This window comes from Cellulomonas sp. Leaf395 (assembly GCF_001424125.1).
Taxonomy (GTDB): domain Bacteria; phylum Actinomycetota; class Actinomycetes; order Actinomycetales; family Cellulomonadaceae; genus Cellulomonas.
The window spans coordinates 1-15122 of sequence record NZ_LMQI01000002.1; the positions used below are offsets into that span (position 1 = coordinate 1).

Here is a 15122-nt window from a genome sequence, read left to right on the forward strand (position 1 = left end):
CCCCACCCCGAAACGGGACAAGACACCACCAGATGACGAGCCATATGGCATCGACTATTTGGCACACTGTTGAGTTCTCAAGGAACAGACGCGCATCTCCTCGAGATCTTTCGATCTCATCCGAGAGGCTTTGTCGTTCTGAATCCTACCTGGCTTTCGGACCGCTTCCCGCCACCCGTTCGGGCGGCATCTGCGGGCCAGGAGCCCGTCCCCGTCCGGTTCCAGGGCGCACGAAGCGCCTCTGAACACGATCGGGGGTGGCCACCCTTGGGGACCAGCCACTGCGGTTCGATCCGCGGTGTCCGTTCCTCCCTCTCGGGCGACATCGAGAACATTACGCGCGTGTTGCGGCAGGTGGCAAATCCCGCCGCGGTGACCCCGGTCACCAGGTCCCCGCAGGAGGCAGATCCGCAGGTCAGCCACTACAAACGTCGACGACGGGCCCTCGCGGCCCGCGGTGGGGACGGAGGACCCGTCGTCGGACGGTGCCCCGCTCGGGTGTCGTCAGCGCTGCGCGTCGACCACCGCGAGCGTCCGCTTGCCTCGGCGAAGGACGGCCCAACGCCCGTGCAGGAGGTCGTCGGCGGTGAGCACTGCGTCCTCCGCGCCGACACGCACGTTGTTGACCGATGCCCCGCCCTCGGCGATCGCTCGTCGTGCCGCGCCCTTGCTCGCCACGACGCCCGTCGCCGCCAGGAGATCGGCGATGGCGTCGCCGGCGGCCCCCGGTGCGGACGGCAGCTCGGCCACCGCGGCCGCGAGCGTGGAGGCATCGAGATCGGCCAGCGAGCCGCGGCCGAACAGTGCCTGGCTGGCGGCCACCACCTGGTCCGCGGCCGAGGCCCCGTGCACGAGCGACGTCACCTCGTACGCCAGCGCTCGTTGCGCCTCGCGCGCTGCAGGACGGGCGGCGACGGCCGCCTCGAGCTCCTCGATCTGCTCCCGCGAGCGGAAGCTGAACACCTTGAGGTAGCGCACGACGTCGGCGTCGTCCGCGTTCAGCCAGAACTGGAAGAACGCGTACGGCGTCGTCAGCTCGGGGTCGAGCCAGACCGTCCCGGACTCGGTCTTGCCGAACTTGGTGCCGTCCGTCTTGGTGATCAGTGGTGTCGTCAGGGCGTGCACGGCGACGCCGTCGGCCTTGCGGATCAGCTCGACGCCGGAGAGCAGGTTGCCCCACTGGTCGCTGCCGCCGGTCTGCAGGGTGATCCCGTGCCGGCGGTGCAGCTCGAGGTAGTCCATGCCCTGCAGGATCTGGTAGCTGAACTCGGTGAAGCTGATGCCCGTGTCACTGTTCAGGCGTCGGGCCACCGTGTCCTTGGCGAGCATGGTGCCCAGCCGGTAGTGCTTGCCGATGTCGCGCAGGAAGTCGATGGCCGACAGCGGCGCGGTCCAGTCCAGGTTGTTGACCATCGTCGCGGCGTCCGGGCCGTCGAAGCGGAGCAGCGGTTCGATCTGCTTGCGGATGCGCTCCACCCAGCCGGACACGACGTCCGGGTCGTTCAGGGTGCGCTCCCCCGCCATCTTCGGGTCGCCGATCAGACCCGTCGCGCCGCCGACCAGGCTGTACGGCCTGTGGCCGGCGTCCTGCAGGCGGCGGACGGTGAGGATCTGGACGAGGTTGCCGATGTGCAGGCTGGCCGCGGTGGGGTCGAAGCCGCAGTAGAGGGAGACGGGCCCGGCGGAGAGCGCGTCGCGGAGGGCGTCGAGATCGGTGGTCTGGGCGATCAGCCCGCGCCACTCGAGCTCGTCGAGGATGTGGTTCACAAGGTCTCCAGGCAGTAGGCAGGTGCAAGTCCGACAGTGAGGGCGAGCGTCCAGCCGACGTCGTCGTCCCTCACGGGACGTCTACCGACGCCGGCGCGCGATACGCCGGGCGATACGCGGAGACCGTGCGCTCGTCCGTCAGCCAGTAGCGCCAGGGAAACCTGGTGCCCTCACCCCCGGAGCCTGAGACTCCGACTCGCGGACCGGTCTTGTGGGTCGGCTGGGCGACCACCTGGTGGCGGTGCAGCACGATCGCGCCGCCCGCCTCCGTGATGTCCGCGCCGTTGGCGGCCAGGTCGAGCCCGAGCGCGACCGCCAGCCGGGCAGGACCGCGGGCGAGCTGACGCTCCGAGTCGACGACACCGACGGCCTCGCGCCGCCGCCACGCCAGGTCGGCGCCTTCGACAACCTCGCCGGCGCGCAGCAGGACCGCCGACGGGCTGCCGGCGGGCTCGGTGACGATGTTGAGGCAGTGGTGCAGGCCGAGGTGGCGGTACACGTACAGCCGGCCGGGCTCCGCGAACATCACCGCGTTGCGGGCGGTCCGGCCGCGGAACGCGTGGGAGCCCGGGTCGTCGGCACCGCCGTAGGCCTCGACCTCGGTGATCCGCAGCGTGACGTCGCCCTCGGGCGAGCGCGCGGTCAGGTAGGCACCGAGGAGGTCTCGCGCGACGGCGTGCACCGGACGGCTGAACCAGACCCGCGCGGGGACGACCACGGGCGCGCTTCGACCACGGTCGTCCGGGCGGGGGCCGGGACTCCTCTGCGGTTCCGACGGGCTCACCCGATCATCTTGCCGCACGGTCCGACTTCTTTCGCGGTGCTGGTCCACGAGCACTCAGCCGGCCGGAGCGTCCGTGAGGGCTCCGCCGAACGCGCCGAGCCGGACGTCGGCTCGCTCGCGCGTGCGTTCGCGGGCGAAGTGGGCGGCCTCGTCGGACATCCAGGTCAGCCAGTGCTCGCGGGCGTCGGCTCCGTCGCGCGCGAGGCCCCGCTCCAGGCGCAGGTCGGCGGGCGCCTCGACCCAGACTCGCAGCACCACGACGGGGTCGACCGCTCGGCGTGCCGACCCGCACCCCTCCACGACGAGCAGGTCCGGGACCGGGAGGTCGACCCACTCCGCGAACGCACCCGCGTGCCAGTCGTAGCGCTGGTAACGACCGGGCAGGCCGCGGCGGAGCGGCTCCAGGACCTGGGCCGAGAGGCGCGGCCAGAGCGAGCCCTCGAGACCCGACCAGCCGTCGTAGAGGTCGTCGAGGTGCAGGACCGCCGCCCCGCGCGCGCTCAGGGCAGCCGCGAGGGTCGTCTTGCCGGAGCCTGCGGGGCCGTCGACGGCGATCACCCGCACCCCACCCAGACGCGGTCGAGCGGAGCGTGCGCGTGCGGTGAGGTCGTCGGCGATCACGACGCCCAGGTACGCAGCTCCGCCGCGCGGGACCGTGCACGCTCGAGCTGTTCGGCGACCCGCACGGGTGCCGTCCCACCGACGGCCGAACGTGACGCGAGCGAACCCTCGACCGTGAGCACCGTGCGCACCTCAGGAGTCAGGTGGGGCGAGATGGCGACGAGCTGGTCGTCGGTGAGCTCCCACAGCTCGATGGCCGGCTCGTGCTGCTCGCAGGCACGGACGCAGGCCCCCGCGACCTCGTGCGCGACCCGGAACGGCACGCCGTTGCGGACCAGCCACTCGGCGATGTCCGTCGCGAGCGAGAAGCCCTGCGGCGCGAGCGCCGCGAGCCGGTCCGTGTCGAACTCGAGCGTCTCGACCATGCCGGCGAACGCGGGCAGCAGGACCGAGAGCTGGTCGACCTGGTCGAACACCGGCTCCTTGTCCTCCTGCAGGTCGCGGTTGTACGCGAGCGGGAGGCCCTTGAGCGTGGTGAGCAGTCCGGTCAGGTCACCCACGAGGCGGCCGGCCTTGCCGCGGGCCAGCTCGGCGACGTCGGGGTTCTTCTTCTGCGGCATGATGCTCGACCCCGTGGAGTAGGAGTCGTGGAGCCTGACGAAGCCGAACTCCTTGGTGGCCCAGAGGATGACCTCCTCCGCGAGCCGGGAGATGTCGACGGCGAGCATGGCCGCGACGAACGCGAACTCGGCCACGACGTCGCGCGACGCGGTGCCGTCGATCGAGTTCTCGACCGGGCCGTCGAACCCGAGCTCCGCGGCGACCGCGGCGGGGTCCAGGCCCAGCGACGAGCCGGCCAGGGCGCCCGAGCCGTACGGCGACCGGGCCGCGCGGGCGTCCCAGTCGACCCAGCGCTCGACGTCGCGCAGCAGCGGCCACGCGTGCGCGAGCAGGTGGTGCGCGAGCAGGACCGGCTGGGCGTGCTGCAGGTGGGTGCGGCCCGGCATCGGCGCCTCGCCCGCCCGGTGCGCCTGCGCGACGAGCGCGTCGACGACGTCCAGGACCAGCAGCGCGAGGCCGCGCGACTCCTCGCGCAGGTACATCCGCACGAGCGTCGCGATCTGGTCGTTGCGCGAGCGGCCGGCGCGGAGCTTGCCCCCGAGGTCAGGGCCCGCACGATCGATCAGGCCGCGCTCGAGGGCGGTGTGCACGTCCTCGTCCTCGAGCACCGGCAGGAAGTCGCCGCTCGCCACGTCGGCCCGCAGGCGCTCCAGGGCGTCGACCATCCCGGTCAGCTCGTCGTCCGTGAGCAGGCCGGCGCCGTGCAGGACGCGGGCGTGCGCGACCGAGCCGGAGATGTCGTGCCCGGCGAGCCGCCAGTCGAAGTGCGTCGACTGCGACAGCGCCTGGAGCGCCTCCGAGGGGCCGCCGGCGAACCGGCCGCCCCACAGCGAGACGTTTCCGGCCGGCTGCACCGTGCCGCCCGACGTCGTGGAGACGTCCTCAGGCACCCGCGATCCCGCCCTGCGTGCCGAGGTCGACCCCGTTGCCGAAGCGCACGTCCCGCGCCGCGGCCAGCTTGGAGGACAGGCCGTAGATCTCGATGAAGCCCTTGGCGGCCGACTGGTCGAACGAGTCGCCCGTGTCGTACGTCGCGAGGTTGAAGTCGTACAGGCTCGCGTCCGAGCGCCGGCCCGTGACCGTCGCGCGGCCGCCGTGCAGGACGATCCGCACGTCGCCGGAGACGTAGCGCTGCGTGTCGTCGACGAACACGTCGAGCGACTTCTTCAGCGGCGAGAACCACTGGCCGTCGTAGACGAGCTCGGTCCAGCGCTGCTCGACGCCGCGCTTGAACCGGGCCTGCTCGCGCTCGACCGTCACGTTCTCGAGCTCCTGGTGCGCGGCGATGAGCGCGATGGCACCCGGTGCCTCGTAGACCTCGCGGGACTTGATGCCGACCAGGCGGTCCTCGACGATGTCGATCCGCCCGATGCCCTGGGCGCCGGCGCGGCGGTTCATCTCCTGGATGGCCTGCAGCGGCGTGACCGGGATGCCGTCGAGCGCGACCGGGACCCCGGCCTCGAACGTGATGACGACCTCGTCGGCGACCGGCGGGAACGTCGGGTCGTCCGTGTACGTGTAGACGTCCTTGGTGGGGCCGTTCCAGATGTCCTCGAGGAAGCCCGTCTCGACCGCGCGGCCCCACACGTTCTGATCGATGGAGAACGGGTTGTGCTTCGTCGTCTCGATGGGCAGCGCGTTGCGCGTCGCGAAGTCGATGGCCTTGTCGCGGGTCAGCGCCAGGTCCCGGACGGGGGCGAGGCACGTGAGGTCCGGCGCCAGCGACGTGATGCCGACCTCGAAGCGGACCTGGTCGTTGCCCTTGCCGGTGCAGCCGTGCGCGACGGTCGTCGCGCCGAACTGGCGGGCCGCGCGCACGAGGTGCTTGACGATGACCGGGCGGGACAGCGCCGAGACCAGCGGGTAGCGGTCGAGGTACAGCGCGTTCGCCTTGAGGGCGGGCATGCAGTACTCGGTGGCGAACTCGTCGCGGGCGTCGGCGACGTACGCCTCCACGGCGCCGCAGTCGAGGGCGCGCTGCCGGATGACGTTGAGGTCCTCGCCGCCCTGGCCGACGTCGACCGCCACGGCGATCACCTCGGCACCGGTGGCCTCGGCGATCCAGCCGATGCCCACGGAGGTGTCCAGGCCGCCGGAGTAGGCGAGGACGACGCGCTCAGTCATTGTTCTTCTCTCTTCGGGGGGGTTCAGAAAGGTGTGCTGGGTTCAGTCTGACGGACGGGCACGCGACGGGGTGTCGGTCGCCAGCGCGAGGAAGCGGGCGGCCAGCGCGACGCCGGTCTCCCCCTCGCGCGCGATGACGAGGACGGTGTCGTCGCCGGCGATGGTGCCGAGCACGGCGGGCAGGACCGAGTGGTCGATCGCCGACGCGAGGAACTGGGCGGCACCGGGCGGGGTTCGCAGCACCACGAGGGTGCCCGACGCCTCCGCAGTCACCAGGAGCTCGGCGCACAGGCGCGCGAGGCGAGCGGCGAGCATCTCCTCGTCCGGCCCGGCGGCAGGAGTGCGCAGACCACCCTCGGCAGGCACGGCGTACGCGAGCGCGCCCGACGGGGTCCGGATCTTCACCGCGCGCAGCTCGACGAGGTCACGCGAGAGGGTCGCCTGCGTGACGGTGACCCCCTCCGCGGTGAGCAGCTCGGCGAGCTGCTGCTGCGAGTGGACGGTGCCACGCGTCAGCAAGGAGGTGACCAGTGCGTGCCGTGCGGCCTTGGTGTGCGGGACCGTGACGCTCATCAGCCCTCCACCAACCACGACAGGAGGGCCTTCTGGGCGTGCAGGCGGTTCTCCGCCTCGTCCCACACGACCGCCTGCGGACCGTCGAGGACCTCGGCAGTGATCTCCTTGCCGCGGTACGCGGGCAGGCAGTGCAGGACCAGCGCGTCCGGACGCGCGAGAGCCATCGCCGCGGCGTCGACGCGGAACGGCACGAACGGTGTCTCGCGGTCGGCCGCCTCGGACTCCTGGCCCATCGAGATCCAGGTGTCCGTCGCGACGACGTCCGCGCCGGTCACGGCCTCCGCGAGCGTGTGCACGACCGTCACCGACCCACCGGTGTCCGCGGCGATCGCGGCGGCGTCCGCGAGGATCGCGGCGTCCGGCAGGTAGCCGTCGGGCGTGCCGATGCGCACGTGCAGACCCGCCGTCGCCCCGCCGAGCAGATACGAGTGGGACATGTTGTTGGCACCGTCGCCGACATAGGCGAGCGTGATTCCGGCCAGCCCGCCGACACCGCCACGGTGCTGCGCGATCGTCGCAAGGTCCGCGAGGATCTGGCACGGATGGAAGCTGTCCGTGAGCGCGTTCACGACCGGGACGCCCGCGTTCGCGGCCATCTGCTCGAGGCGCTCCTGGGAGAACGTGCGCCACACGATCGCCGCGACCTGCCGGCCGAGGACGCGCGCGGTGTCCTCGATCGACTCCCGCTCACCGATCCGGGCCAGCTTGCCGTCGACGCTCAGCGGGAAGCCACCGAGCTCGGCGATGCCTGCCGCGAACGAGACCTGGGTGCGCAGGGTCGGCTTGTCGAAGATGACGGCCACCGCACGCGGGCCGGTCAGCGGCGTGCGGATGAAGCGGTCGTCACGGAACGCGAGGGCGAGCTCGAGGACGTCCCGCTGCTCGCGGGGGCTCAAGTCGTCGTCGCGCAGGAAGTGCCGGGTCATGACAGGTCACCACAGACGAGGTCGCAGGGAGCACAGGCGTCACGCAGGAAGTGCCGGGTCATGAGAGGTCCTGCGGGACCGCGGCGAGGAAGTCGACGAACTGGTCCGCCTGGTCCGCGGTGAGGAGGAACGGCGGCGCGAGGCGGATGGTGCTCGGCGTGCACGGGTTGACGATGAACCCCGCCTCGAGCGCTCGGGCGGCTACCGCCGCTGCCACGGGCTCCGTCAGGTCGATGCCGATGAGGAACCCCTCGCCGCGGACCTCGCCGACGAGCGGGTTGCCCGTGCCGGCCAGCCGCTCGCGCAGCGTCGCACCCAGCGCGCTGACGTGGGCGAGCAGCCCGTCGCGCTCGATGACGGCGATGGTCGCGAGCCCGGCGGCCGATGCCACGGGGTTCCCGCCGAACGTGGTCCCGTGCTGACCGCGGCCGAGCAGCGTGGCCGTCCGCTCGCCGTAGGTGATGAGCGCGCCGACGGGGAACCCCCCGCCAAGCCCCTTCGCGACGGTGACGGCGTCGGGCACCACCCCACCACCGATGTGCGGGAGCTGGTGGGCGAACCAGGAGCCGGTCCGGCCCATGCCGGTCTGCACCTCGTCGAGGACGAGCAGGGCGCCGTGCTCGGCCGTGAGCGCGCGGGCCGCCGCCAGGTAGCCGGGCGGGAGCGGCCGGACGCCGGCCTCGCCCTGGATCGGCTCGACGAACAGCGCGGCCACCTTGTCGCCGTCGACCGCGAACGCGGCCTCGAGCGCCTCGGTGTCGCCGAAGGCGATGAACTCGACGCCGCCGGGCAGTGGCTCGAACGGCTCCCGGTACGCCGCCTTGTGCGTGAGCGCGAGCGCGCCCATCGACCGGCCGTGGAACGAGCCCTCGAGGGCGAGGATGCGAGGCCGGTCCCTCCCGCCGTTGCGGCGCGCGAGCTTGAACGCGGCCTCGTTGGCCTCCGTGCCGGAGTTGGTGAGGAACACGCGTGAACCCTCGGGCGCGCCGGCGAGAGCGAGCAACCGCTCGGCGAACGCGATCTGCGTCGGGCTGCCGAAGAAGTTGGAGACGTGCCCGAGGGTGCCCAGCTGCGCGCTGATCGCCGCGGTCAACGTCGGGTGCGCGTGACCGAGCGAGTTCACCGCGATCCCGCCGAGCAGGTCGAGGTACCGCGCGCCGTCGGCGTCCCAGACGTAGGGACCCTCGCCGCGGACGAGCACCCGCTGCGGCGCGCCGAACGTGTCCATGACGGCGTGGGAGTACCGATCGGTCCACTGCGCGACCGACCCGTCGACGGCGGGCACGGGCAGGGACGCGTCGGGGTTCTCCGAGGAGCGGTGCCGGGCACGCACGGTGGTGTTCTCGGCAGTCATACGGTCACCTCGGGGTCGGCGTGCGGCACCACGGGGATCGGTGCGGTGAAGGGGGCGTCAGCGGGTTCCTCGTCGGGCAGGACCATGGTGCCGATGCCGTCGGACGTGAACACCTCGACCAGGATCGAGTGCGGAGCGCGCCCGTCGATGACGTGGGCGCGGCCGACACCGCCCTCGACCGCACGCCAGCAGGCCTCCATCTTCGGGCGCATGCCGGCGTCCAGGCCCGGCAGCATCTCCGCCAGCGCGCTGGCGCTGAGCCGGCGCACGAGCGAGCCCTTGTCGGGCCAGCTGGTGTAGAGGCCTTCCACGTCGGTGAGCACGATGAGCTTGCGGGCTCCGAGCGCGACCGCGAGCGCGGCGGCCGCCGTGTCCGCGTTGACGTTGAGCACCGTCGTGGGGTCGTCGAGGTCGGGCGCGACGGTCGAGACGACCGGGATCCGTCCGGCGTCGAGCAGGTCGAGCACGGCGCCCGGGTTGACCTTGACGACGTCGCCGACGAGCCCGATGTCCACGCTCTGGCCGTCCACGATCGCGGACCGACGCCGTGCCTGGAACAGCCCCCCGTCCTCGCCGGACAGGCCGACGGCGTGCGGCCCGTGCGCGTTCAGCAGCCCGACGAGCTCGCGGGAGACCTGTCCGGTGAGCACCATCCGCACGACGTCCATCGCCTCGGGGGTGGTGACGCGCAGGCCGCCGCGGAACTCCGACTCGATGCCGAGCCGGTCGAGCATCGCGTTGATCTGCGGTCCCCCGCCGTGCACCACGACCGGCTTGAGTCCGACCTGGCGCAGGAAGACCATGTCCTCCGCGAACGCCCGCTTCAGGTCCTCGTCGATCATCGCGTTGCCGCCGTACTTCACGACGACGAGCGCTCCCGCGAACTTCTGCAGCCACGGCAGGGCCTCGATGAGGACCTCCGCCTTCTGGTCGGCGCGCAGGTCCGTGCGGGTGTTGAACGTGAAGTCGGTCATGTGGAGTACGCGCTGTTCTCGTGGACGTAGTCGTGCGTGAGGTCGTTGGTCCAGACGGTGACCACCTCGCTGCCCGCGTGCAGGTCGATGAGCACGTGCACCTCGCGGTGCGCCGCGAGGTCCACCTCGGACCGGGGCCGGAACGCGCCGCCCGCCTTGCAGACCTGGACGCCGTTGATGGTGACGTCGAGCTGGTCGGGGTCGAACGCGGCGACGCTCTCCGGCACGGTCCCGACCTGGGCGAGCACCCTTCCCCAGTTCGGGTCGTTGCCGAACATCGCGGCCTTGAAGAGGTTGGACCGGGCCACGGCCCGGGCGACCGCGAGCCCGGCGTCCTGGGTCTCGGCGCCCATCACGGTGACCGCGATGTCGTGCGTGGCGCCCTCCGCGTCGCGGACCAGCGCGCGGGAGAGCTCGCCGCAGACCTGCGTGAGCGCGGCGGTGAACCCCGCGGGGTCCGGGATGGCGCGGCTGGCGCCCGAGACGAGCAGCGTGACCGTGTCGGAGGTCGACATGCAGCCGTCGGAGTCGATGCGGTCGAACGTCTCGGACGTCGCGGTCCGCAGGGCTGCGGCCGCGGTCTCGGCGTCGACCACGGCGTCGGTCGTGATCACGCAGAGCATCGTGGCCAGGCCGGGGGCGAGCATCCCCGCGCCCTTGGCCATCCCGCCGATGGTCCACTTCCCCCGGTCGCCGTCGATGTGCATGTGCGCGGTCTTCGGGACCGAGTCGGTCGTCATGATCGCGATGGCCGCGTCCGGGCCACCGTCGGGCGAGAGGGCCTCGACCGCGACGTCGATGCCCGCGAGGAGCGTGTCGATGGGCAGCCGCTCCCCGATGAGACCGGTCGAGCACACCACGACGTCGCCCGGCGAGATCTCCAGGGCAGCGCCGACCTTCTCGGCGGTCAGGTGCACGTCGAAGAAGCCTTCGGGTCCGGTGCACACGTTGGCGCCCCCGGAGTTGAGCACGACCGCGCTGACGACACCGTCGGAGACGGCCTGGCGGGACCAGACGACGGGGGCTCCCACGACCCGGTTGGTGGTGAACACGGCCGCGGCAGCCTGGGACGGCCCGTCGTTGACGATGAGCGCGAGGTCGGGGCGGCCCGAGGCCTTGAGGCCTGCCGTGATGCCGGAGGCGCGGAAGCCGGCCGCGGCGGTGACGCCGGGAGAGGGCAGGGCCATGGTCTCGATGGTCACGGTGCGACTCCGTCCAAGGGAAGGCCGAGCGTCTCGGGGAGGCCGAGCGCGAGGTTGAGGGACTGCAGGGCGCCACCGGCTGTGCCCTTGACCAGGTTGTCGATCGCCGTGACCGTCACGACGCGTCCGGCGCGCTCGTCGACCGCGACCTGCACGAGCGCGGTGTTGGCACCGAGTGTCGCAGCCGTGGTCGGCCACACGCCTTCCGGCAGCAGGTGCACGAACGGCTCGTCCGCGTAGGTCGCCTCCCAGGCGGCCCGGACGGTGGCCGGGTCGACGCCGTCGGCGAGGCGGGCCGTGGCGGTCGCGAGGATGCCGCGAGCCATGGGCACGAGCGTCGGGGTGAAGGAGATCGTGACGGCGGCAGCGCCCGCGGACCGCAGGTTCTGCGCGATCTCGGGGATGTGGCGGTGCGTGCCGCCGACGGCGTACGGCTGGGCCGCGCCCAGTGCCTCGCTGGCGAGCAGGTGCGTCTTGAGGGACTTCCCGGCGCCGGAGTACCCGTTGGCAAGGACGGCGACGAGGTCGGTCGGCTCGATGAGCCCCGCGGCGATGCCGGGCTGGAGGCCGAGGGAGACGGCGGTGACGTTGCAGCCCGGGACGGCGATCCGTCGTGCTGCGGCGAGCGCCGCCCGCTGCCCGCTCGCGGTCCGCTCCCCCGGGTGCAGCAGCTCGGGGAGGCCGTACGGCCAGGTGCCGGCGTGGGCGCTGCCGTAGAACTGCTCCCAGTCGGCCGCGTCGACGAGCCGATGATCGGCGCCGAGGTCCACGACGATCGCGCCCTCACCGCGCGCCTCGAGCTCGGCGGCGATCGCCCCGCTGGCTCCGTGCGGCAGGGCGAGGACGACGACGTCGTGGCCGGCCAGCTCGTCGACGCCCGTCGGGGCGAGCACCCGGTCCGCGAGCGTGCGCAGGTGCGGCTGGTGAGCGCCGAGCGGCGTGCCGGCGTTGGAGTGGGCGGTGAGGGTCCCGATCCGTGCCTCGGGGTGCGCGAGCAGCACGCGGAGCATCTCCCCGCCGGCGTACCCGCTGGCACCCGCGACTGCGACCGTGAACGTCATGTGCATGAACATACACAAGGCTGCACGAAGATACGAGCCGACTTTCGGGGAATGACCATGACCGTTGCCGGTGTTTGCCGAGTCGTGCGCGCCATCCGAGCCACCGCCGCAGGCGGACCCGACGTCCTCGAGCTCGTCGAGCTCCCCGACCCCGAGCCCGCGGCCGACGAGGTCCTCGTCCGTGTCGCCGCAGCGGGTGTCAACTTCATCGACACCTATCGGCGGTCCGGTGTCTACGCGATGCAGTTCCCGCACGTCGTCGGCTCCGAAGGCGCGGGTGAGGTCGTCGCGACGGGCGCCGACGTCACCGGGATCGCCGTCGGCGACCGTGTTTCGTGGTCGTCGGCACCCGGCTCCTACGCGGAGCTCGTGAGCGTCCGGGCCTCGAAGGCGCTGCTGGTCCCCGAGGGCGTGCCGGACGACGTGGCCGCCGCGCTGCCCCTCCAAGGCCTCACCGCGCACTACCTCGTGACCTCGACGTTCCCCGTCCAGGCCGGGCACGACGTGCTGGTGCATGCGGCTGCCGGTGGTGTCGGCCTGCTGCTGACGCAGCTCGCGGCGCAGCGCGGTGCCCGGGTGATCGCGACTGTGGGCAGCGCCGAGAAGGAGCACCTGGCCCGCGAGGCCGGCGCTGCCGACGTGATCCGGTACCGCGAGCTCGACGACCTGACCCGTGACCTGCCGGCCCGGGTGCGGTCGCTGACCGCCGGCCAGGGCGTGCACGCCGTCTTCGACTCCGTCGGCAAGGACACCTTCGACGCGTCCCTCGCCTCCCTGCACCGCCGCGGCATGCTCGTCCTGTTCGGCGGCTCGTCCGGACCTGTCCCACCGGTCGACCCTCAGCGTCTCAACGCGGCCGGCTCCGTCTTTCTGACCCGCCCCACGCTCGACGACCACATCGCCACGCGCGACGAGCTCGACTGGCGCGCGCGCGAGCTGTTCGACGCCGTACGCGCAGGCGTTCTCGACGTACGCGTCGGAGCCACGTTCGCCCTGGCCGACGCGGCCGACGCCCACCGCGCGCTCGAGTCGCGTTCCACCACCGGAAAGGTCCTGCTGCTCCCGTGAGCATCCCCACCCTGAACGCCGTACGGACCCTGAACGTCGAGATCTGGTCGGACATCGCCTGCCCCTGGTGCTACATCGGCAAACGGCGCTTCGCGACGGCACTCGCCGACTTCCCGCACCGCGAGCACGTCGAGGTCACCTGGCGGGCGTACGAGCTGTCGCCGGGCACACCCACCGGCCCGGGGATCCCGGAGATCGACGCGCTCGCCCGGCACAAGGGCATCCCGCGCGACCAGGTGACGCGAATGTTCGCGCAGGTCACGGGCGTGGCCGCCGGCGAGGGTCTGGCGTACGACTTCGACCGGTCGCTCGCCGCCAACACCTTCGCGGCGCACCGTCTGGTCCACCTCGCACGCACGACCAGCGGAGCAGCGCTGGCCGAGCGGACGCTCGAGGCGCTGTTCTCGGCGCACTTCGAGCACGGCGCCGACCTCGGCGACGACGGGACGCTGGTGCGGATCGTGAGCGGCGCAGGTGTCGACGCCGACGCAGCACGTGCCGCGCTGGCGAGCGACGCCGGTGCCGACGCCGTCCGCGCCGACGAGGACGAGGCACGAGCGCTCGGCGTGACCGGCGTGCCGTTCTTCGTCGTCGACCGTCGCATCGCGGTATCGGGCGCCCAGCCGGCCGACGTGTTCACGCAGCTGCTCGAGACGGCGTGGCGTGACGCGAACCCGATCCAGACGCTGGCGACGGCGGACGCGGCGGCCTGCGTCGACGACTCCTGCGCGATCTGAGGTCTCGGCCGTCCCGGACACACCGGGGATACGGTGGCGCTGCGCACCGACGCGCCCACCCCGGAGGCTCAGATGACGACGTCGCTCCTCGACACCCTCGGTGTGACCGTCCCCTCGACGGTCCCCACGCACTGGTACAACCTGGCGGCAGACCTGCCGTCACCCTGTCCGCCGGCCCTGCACCCCGGCACCCGGGAGCCGCTGACGCCGGACGACCTGGCTCCGCTGTTCCCGATGGCGCTGATCATGCAGGAGGTCAGCACCGAGCGGTGGGTCGAGATCCCGGAGCCCGTGCGAGAGATCTACGCGCTGTGGCGCCCCTCGCCCCTGATCCGCGCACGTCGGCTGGAGCGCGCGCTCGGCACGCCGGCGCGCATCTACTACAAGTACGAGGGCGTGAGCCCCGTCGGGTCGCACAAGCCGAACACCGCCGTCGCGCAGGCGTACTACAACGCGGCCGAGGGCATCACGAAGCTCACCACCGAGACCGGCGCCGGGCAGTGGGGCGCGTCGCTGGCCATGGCGTGCGCGCTGCTCGGGCTGACCTGCGAGGTGTGGCAGGTCCGAGCCTCCTTCGACTCCAAGCCGTACCGCCGCATGCAGATGGAGACCTACGGCAGCATCTGCCACCCGTCGCCGTCGGACCTGACCGCCGCCGGCCGCGCGATGCTCGCCGAGGACCCCGAGACCACCGGCTCGCTCGGCATGGCGATCAGCGAGGCCGTCGAGGCCGCCGCGACCGACCCGGACGCGCACTACTCGCTCGGCAGCGTGCTCAACCACGTCCTGCTGCACCAGAGCGTCATCGGCCAGGAGGCGCTCGCGCAGCTCGACACGATCGAGGAGAGCGCCGACGTGGTCTTCGCGTGCGCGGGGGGCGGCTCGAACCTCGGCGGGCTCGCGTTCCCGTTCCTCGGCCGGAACCTGCGCGACGGCACCACCACCCGGGTGGTCGCCTGCGAGCCCGCCGCGTGCCCGTCGCTGACGCAGGGCGAGTACCGGTACGACTTCGGCGACGTCGCCGGCCTCACTCCTCTGCTGAAGATGCACACGCTGGGGAAGGACTTCGTCCCGCCGCCGATCCACGCCGGTGGCCTGCGCTACCACGGGATGGCCCCGATGGTGTCGCACGCCGTCGAGCTCGGGCTGATCGAGGCGATGGCCGTGGACCAGGACACCGCGTTCGCCGCCGGGATCGAGTTCGCCCGCGCCGAGGGCATCATCCCGGCACCCGAGTCGACGCACGCCGTCGCCGGGGCCATCGCGCACGCCCGGGCGGCCACCGAGGCGGAGACCATCGTCATCGGCCTGTCCGGCAACGGCGTGCTCGACCTGCCCGCCTACCACGACTACGTGTAGCGACGACG

The 15122-nt window shown here is 72.3% G+C and carries 14 protein-coding genes; 3 read left to right on the forward strand and 11 right to left on the reverse strand.

What is annotated here, in order from left to right; all coding sequences use genetic code 11:
- Positions 1-504: 504 nt before the first annotated feature.
- The 11 genes from tyrS to argC all read right to left on the reverse strand — a co-directional run bounded on the left by tyrS (position 505) and on the right by argC (position 11950).
- Positions 505-1767, reverse strand: a complete 1263-nt coding sequence (gene tyrS, locus ASG23_RS04295) for a tyrosine--tRNA ligase (RefSeq protein WP_056020827.1) — start codon at positions 1765-1767, stop codon at positions 505-507.
- A 70-nt stretch (positions 1768-1837) separates the two neighbouring features.
- Positions 1838-2485: a DNA-3-methyladenine glycosylase gene (locus tag ASG23_RS04300; protein ID WP_056020830.1), complete on the reverse strand. Its 648-nt coding sequence runs from the start codon at positions 2483-2485 to the stop codon at positions 1838-1840.
- Positions 2486-2605: 120 nt separating this feature from the next.
- Positions 2606-3172, reverse strand: coding sequence for an AAA family ATPase (locus ASG23_RS04305; RefSeq protein WP_157465527.1), 567 nt, complete (start codon positions 3170-3172; stop codon positions 2606-2608).
- On the reverse strand, positions 3169-4623 hold the full coding sequence (argH, locus tag ASG23_RS04310) for an argininosuccinate lyase (RefSeq protein ID WP_056020837.1): 1455 nt from the start codon (positions 4621-4623) through the stop codon (positions 3169-3171). The genes ASG23_RS04305 and argH overlap by 4 nt, the downstream gene beginning before the upstream one ends.
- Positions 4616-5857, reverse strand: a complete 1242-nt coding sequence (locus ASG23_RS04315; protein WP_056020840.1) for an argininosuccinate synthase — start codon at positions 5855-5857, stop codon at positions 4616-4618. The genes argH and ASG23_RS04315 overlap by 8 nt, the downstream gene beginning before the upstream one ends.
- Positions 5858-5899: 42 nt before the next feature.
- The gene (locus ASG23_RS04320) at positions 5900-6430 is read right to left on the reverse strand and encodes an arginine repressor (protein ID WP_056020845.1); all 531 of its coding nucleotides are present in this window, start codon (positions 6428-6430) and stop codon (positions 5900-5902) included.
- Complete coding sequence (gene argF, locus ASG23_RS04325; RefSeq protein WP_056020848.1) at positions 6430-7359, reverse strand: ornithine carbamoyltransferase; 930 nt, start codon at positions 7357-7359, stop codon at positions 6430-6432. The genes ASG23_RS04320 and argF overlap by 1 nt, the downstream gene beginning before the upstream one ends.
- A gap of 58 nt (positions 7360-7417) precedes the next feature.
- Positions 7418-8713, reverse strand: coding sequence for an acetylornithine transaminase (locus tag ASG23_RS04330; protein ID WP_056020850.1), 1296 nt, complete (start codon positions 8711-8713; stop codon positions 7418-7420).
- Complete coding sequence (gene argB, locus ASG23_RS04335) at positions 8710-9687, reverse strand: acetylglutamate kinase (protein ID WP_056020853.1); 978 nt, start codon at positions 9685-9687, stop codon at positions 8710-8712. The genes ASG23_RS04330 and argB overlap by 4 nt, the downstream gene beginning before the upstream one ends.
- Entirely contained in the window at positions 9684-10874 is a 1191-nt protein-coding gene (argJ, locus tag ASG23_RS04340) for a bifunctional glutamate N-acetyltransferase/amino-acid acetyltransferase ArgJ (RefSeq protein WP_056022530.1), read from the reverse strand. The genes argB and argJ overlap by 4 nt, the downstream gene beginning before the upstream one ends.
- An 11-nt stretch (positions 10875-10885) precedes the next feature.
- Positions 10886-11950 carry an N-acetyl-gamma-glutamyl-phosphate reductase gene (argC, locus tag ASG23_RS04345; protein ID WP_200941517.1) on the reverse strand — a complete coding sequence of 355 codons (1065 nt, stop codon included), beginning with the start codon at positions 11948-11950 and terminating at the stop codon, positions 10886-10888.
- An 84-nt stretch (positions 11951-12034) separates the two neighbouring features.
- Here argC and ASG23_RS04350 point away from each other — a divergent pair, with 84 nt between their 5' ends.
- The 3 genes from ASG23_RS04350 (at position 12035) to ASG23_RS04360 (ending at position 15114) form a co-directional block, all read left to right on the forward strand.
- Positions 12035-13018, forward strand: coding sequence for a quinone oxidoreductase family protein (locus ASG23_RS04350; protein WP_056020859.1), 984 nt, complete (start codon positions 12035-12037; stop codon positions 13016-13018).
- Positions 13015-13755 carry a DsbA family oxidoreductase gene (locus ASG23_RS04355; RefSeq protein WP_235520876.1) on the forward strand — a complete coding sequence of 247 codons (741 nt, stop codon included), beginning with the start codon at positions 13015-13017 and terminating at the stop codon, positions 13753-13755. The genes ASG23_RS04350 and ASG23_RS04355 overlap by 4 nt, the downstream gene beginning before the upstream one ends.
- 72 nt (positions 13756-13827) lie before the next feature.
- The gene (locus tag ASG23_RS04360) at positions 13828-15114 is read left to right on the forward strand and encodes a TrpB-like pyridoxal phosphate-dependent enzyme (protein WP_056022535.1); all 1287 of its coding nucleotides are present in this window, start codon (positions 13828-13830) and stop codon (positions 15112-15114) included.
- Positions 15115-15122: the final 8 nt, after the last annotated feature.

Bases quoted from the DNA above. Each gene is read 5' to 3' on its own strand.
- ASG23_RS04315 (WP_056020840.1), bottom strand. From the start codon at position 5,857: ATGACTGAGCGCGTCGTCCTCGCCTACTCCGGCGGCCTGGACACCTCC.
- ASG23_RS04320 (WP_056020845.1), bottom strand. From the start codon at position 6,430: ATGAGCGTCACGGTCCCGCACACCAAGGCCGCACGGCACGCACTGGTC.
- argF (WP_056020848.1), bottom strand. From the start codon at position 7,359: ATGACCCGGCACTTCCTGCGCGACGACGACTTGAGCCCCCGCGAGCAG.
- ASG23_RS04330 (WP_056020850.1), bottom strand. From the start codon at position 8,713: ATGACTGCCGAGAACACCACCGTGCGTGCCCGGCACCGCTCCTCGGAG.
- argB (WP_056020853.1), bottom strand. From the start codon at position 9,687: ATGACCGACTTCACGTTCAACACCCGCACGGACCTGCGCGCCGACCAG.
- argJ (WP_056022530.1), bottom strand. From the start codon at position 10,874: ATGGCCCTGCCCTCTCCCGGCGTCACCGCCGCGGCCGGCTTCCGCGCC.
- argC (WP_200941517.1), bottom strand. From the start codon at position 11,950: ATGACGTTCACGGTCGCAGTCGCGGGTGCCAGCGGGTACGCCGGCGGG.
- ASG23_RS04360 (WP_056022535.1), top strand. From the start codon at position 13,828: ATGACGACGTCGCTCCTCGACACCCTCGGTGTGACCGTCCCCTCGACG.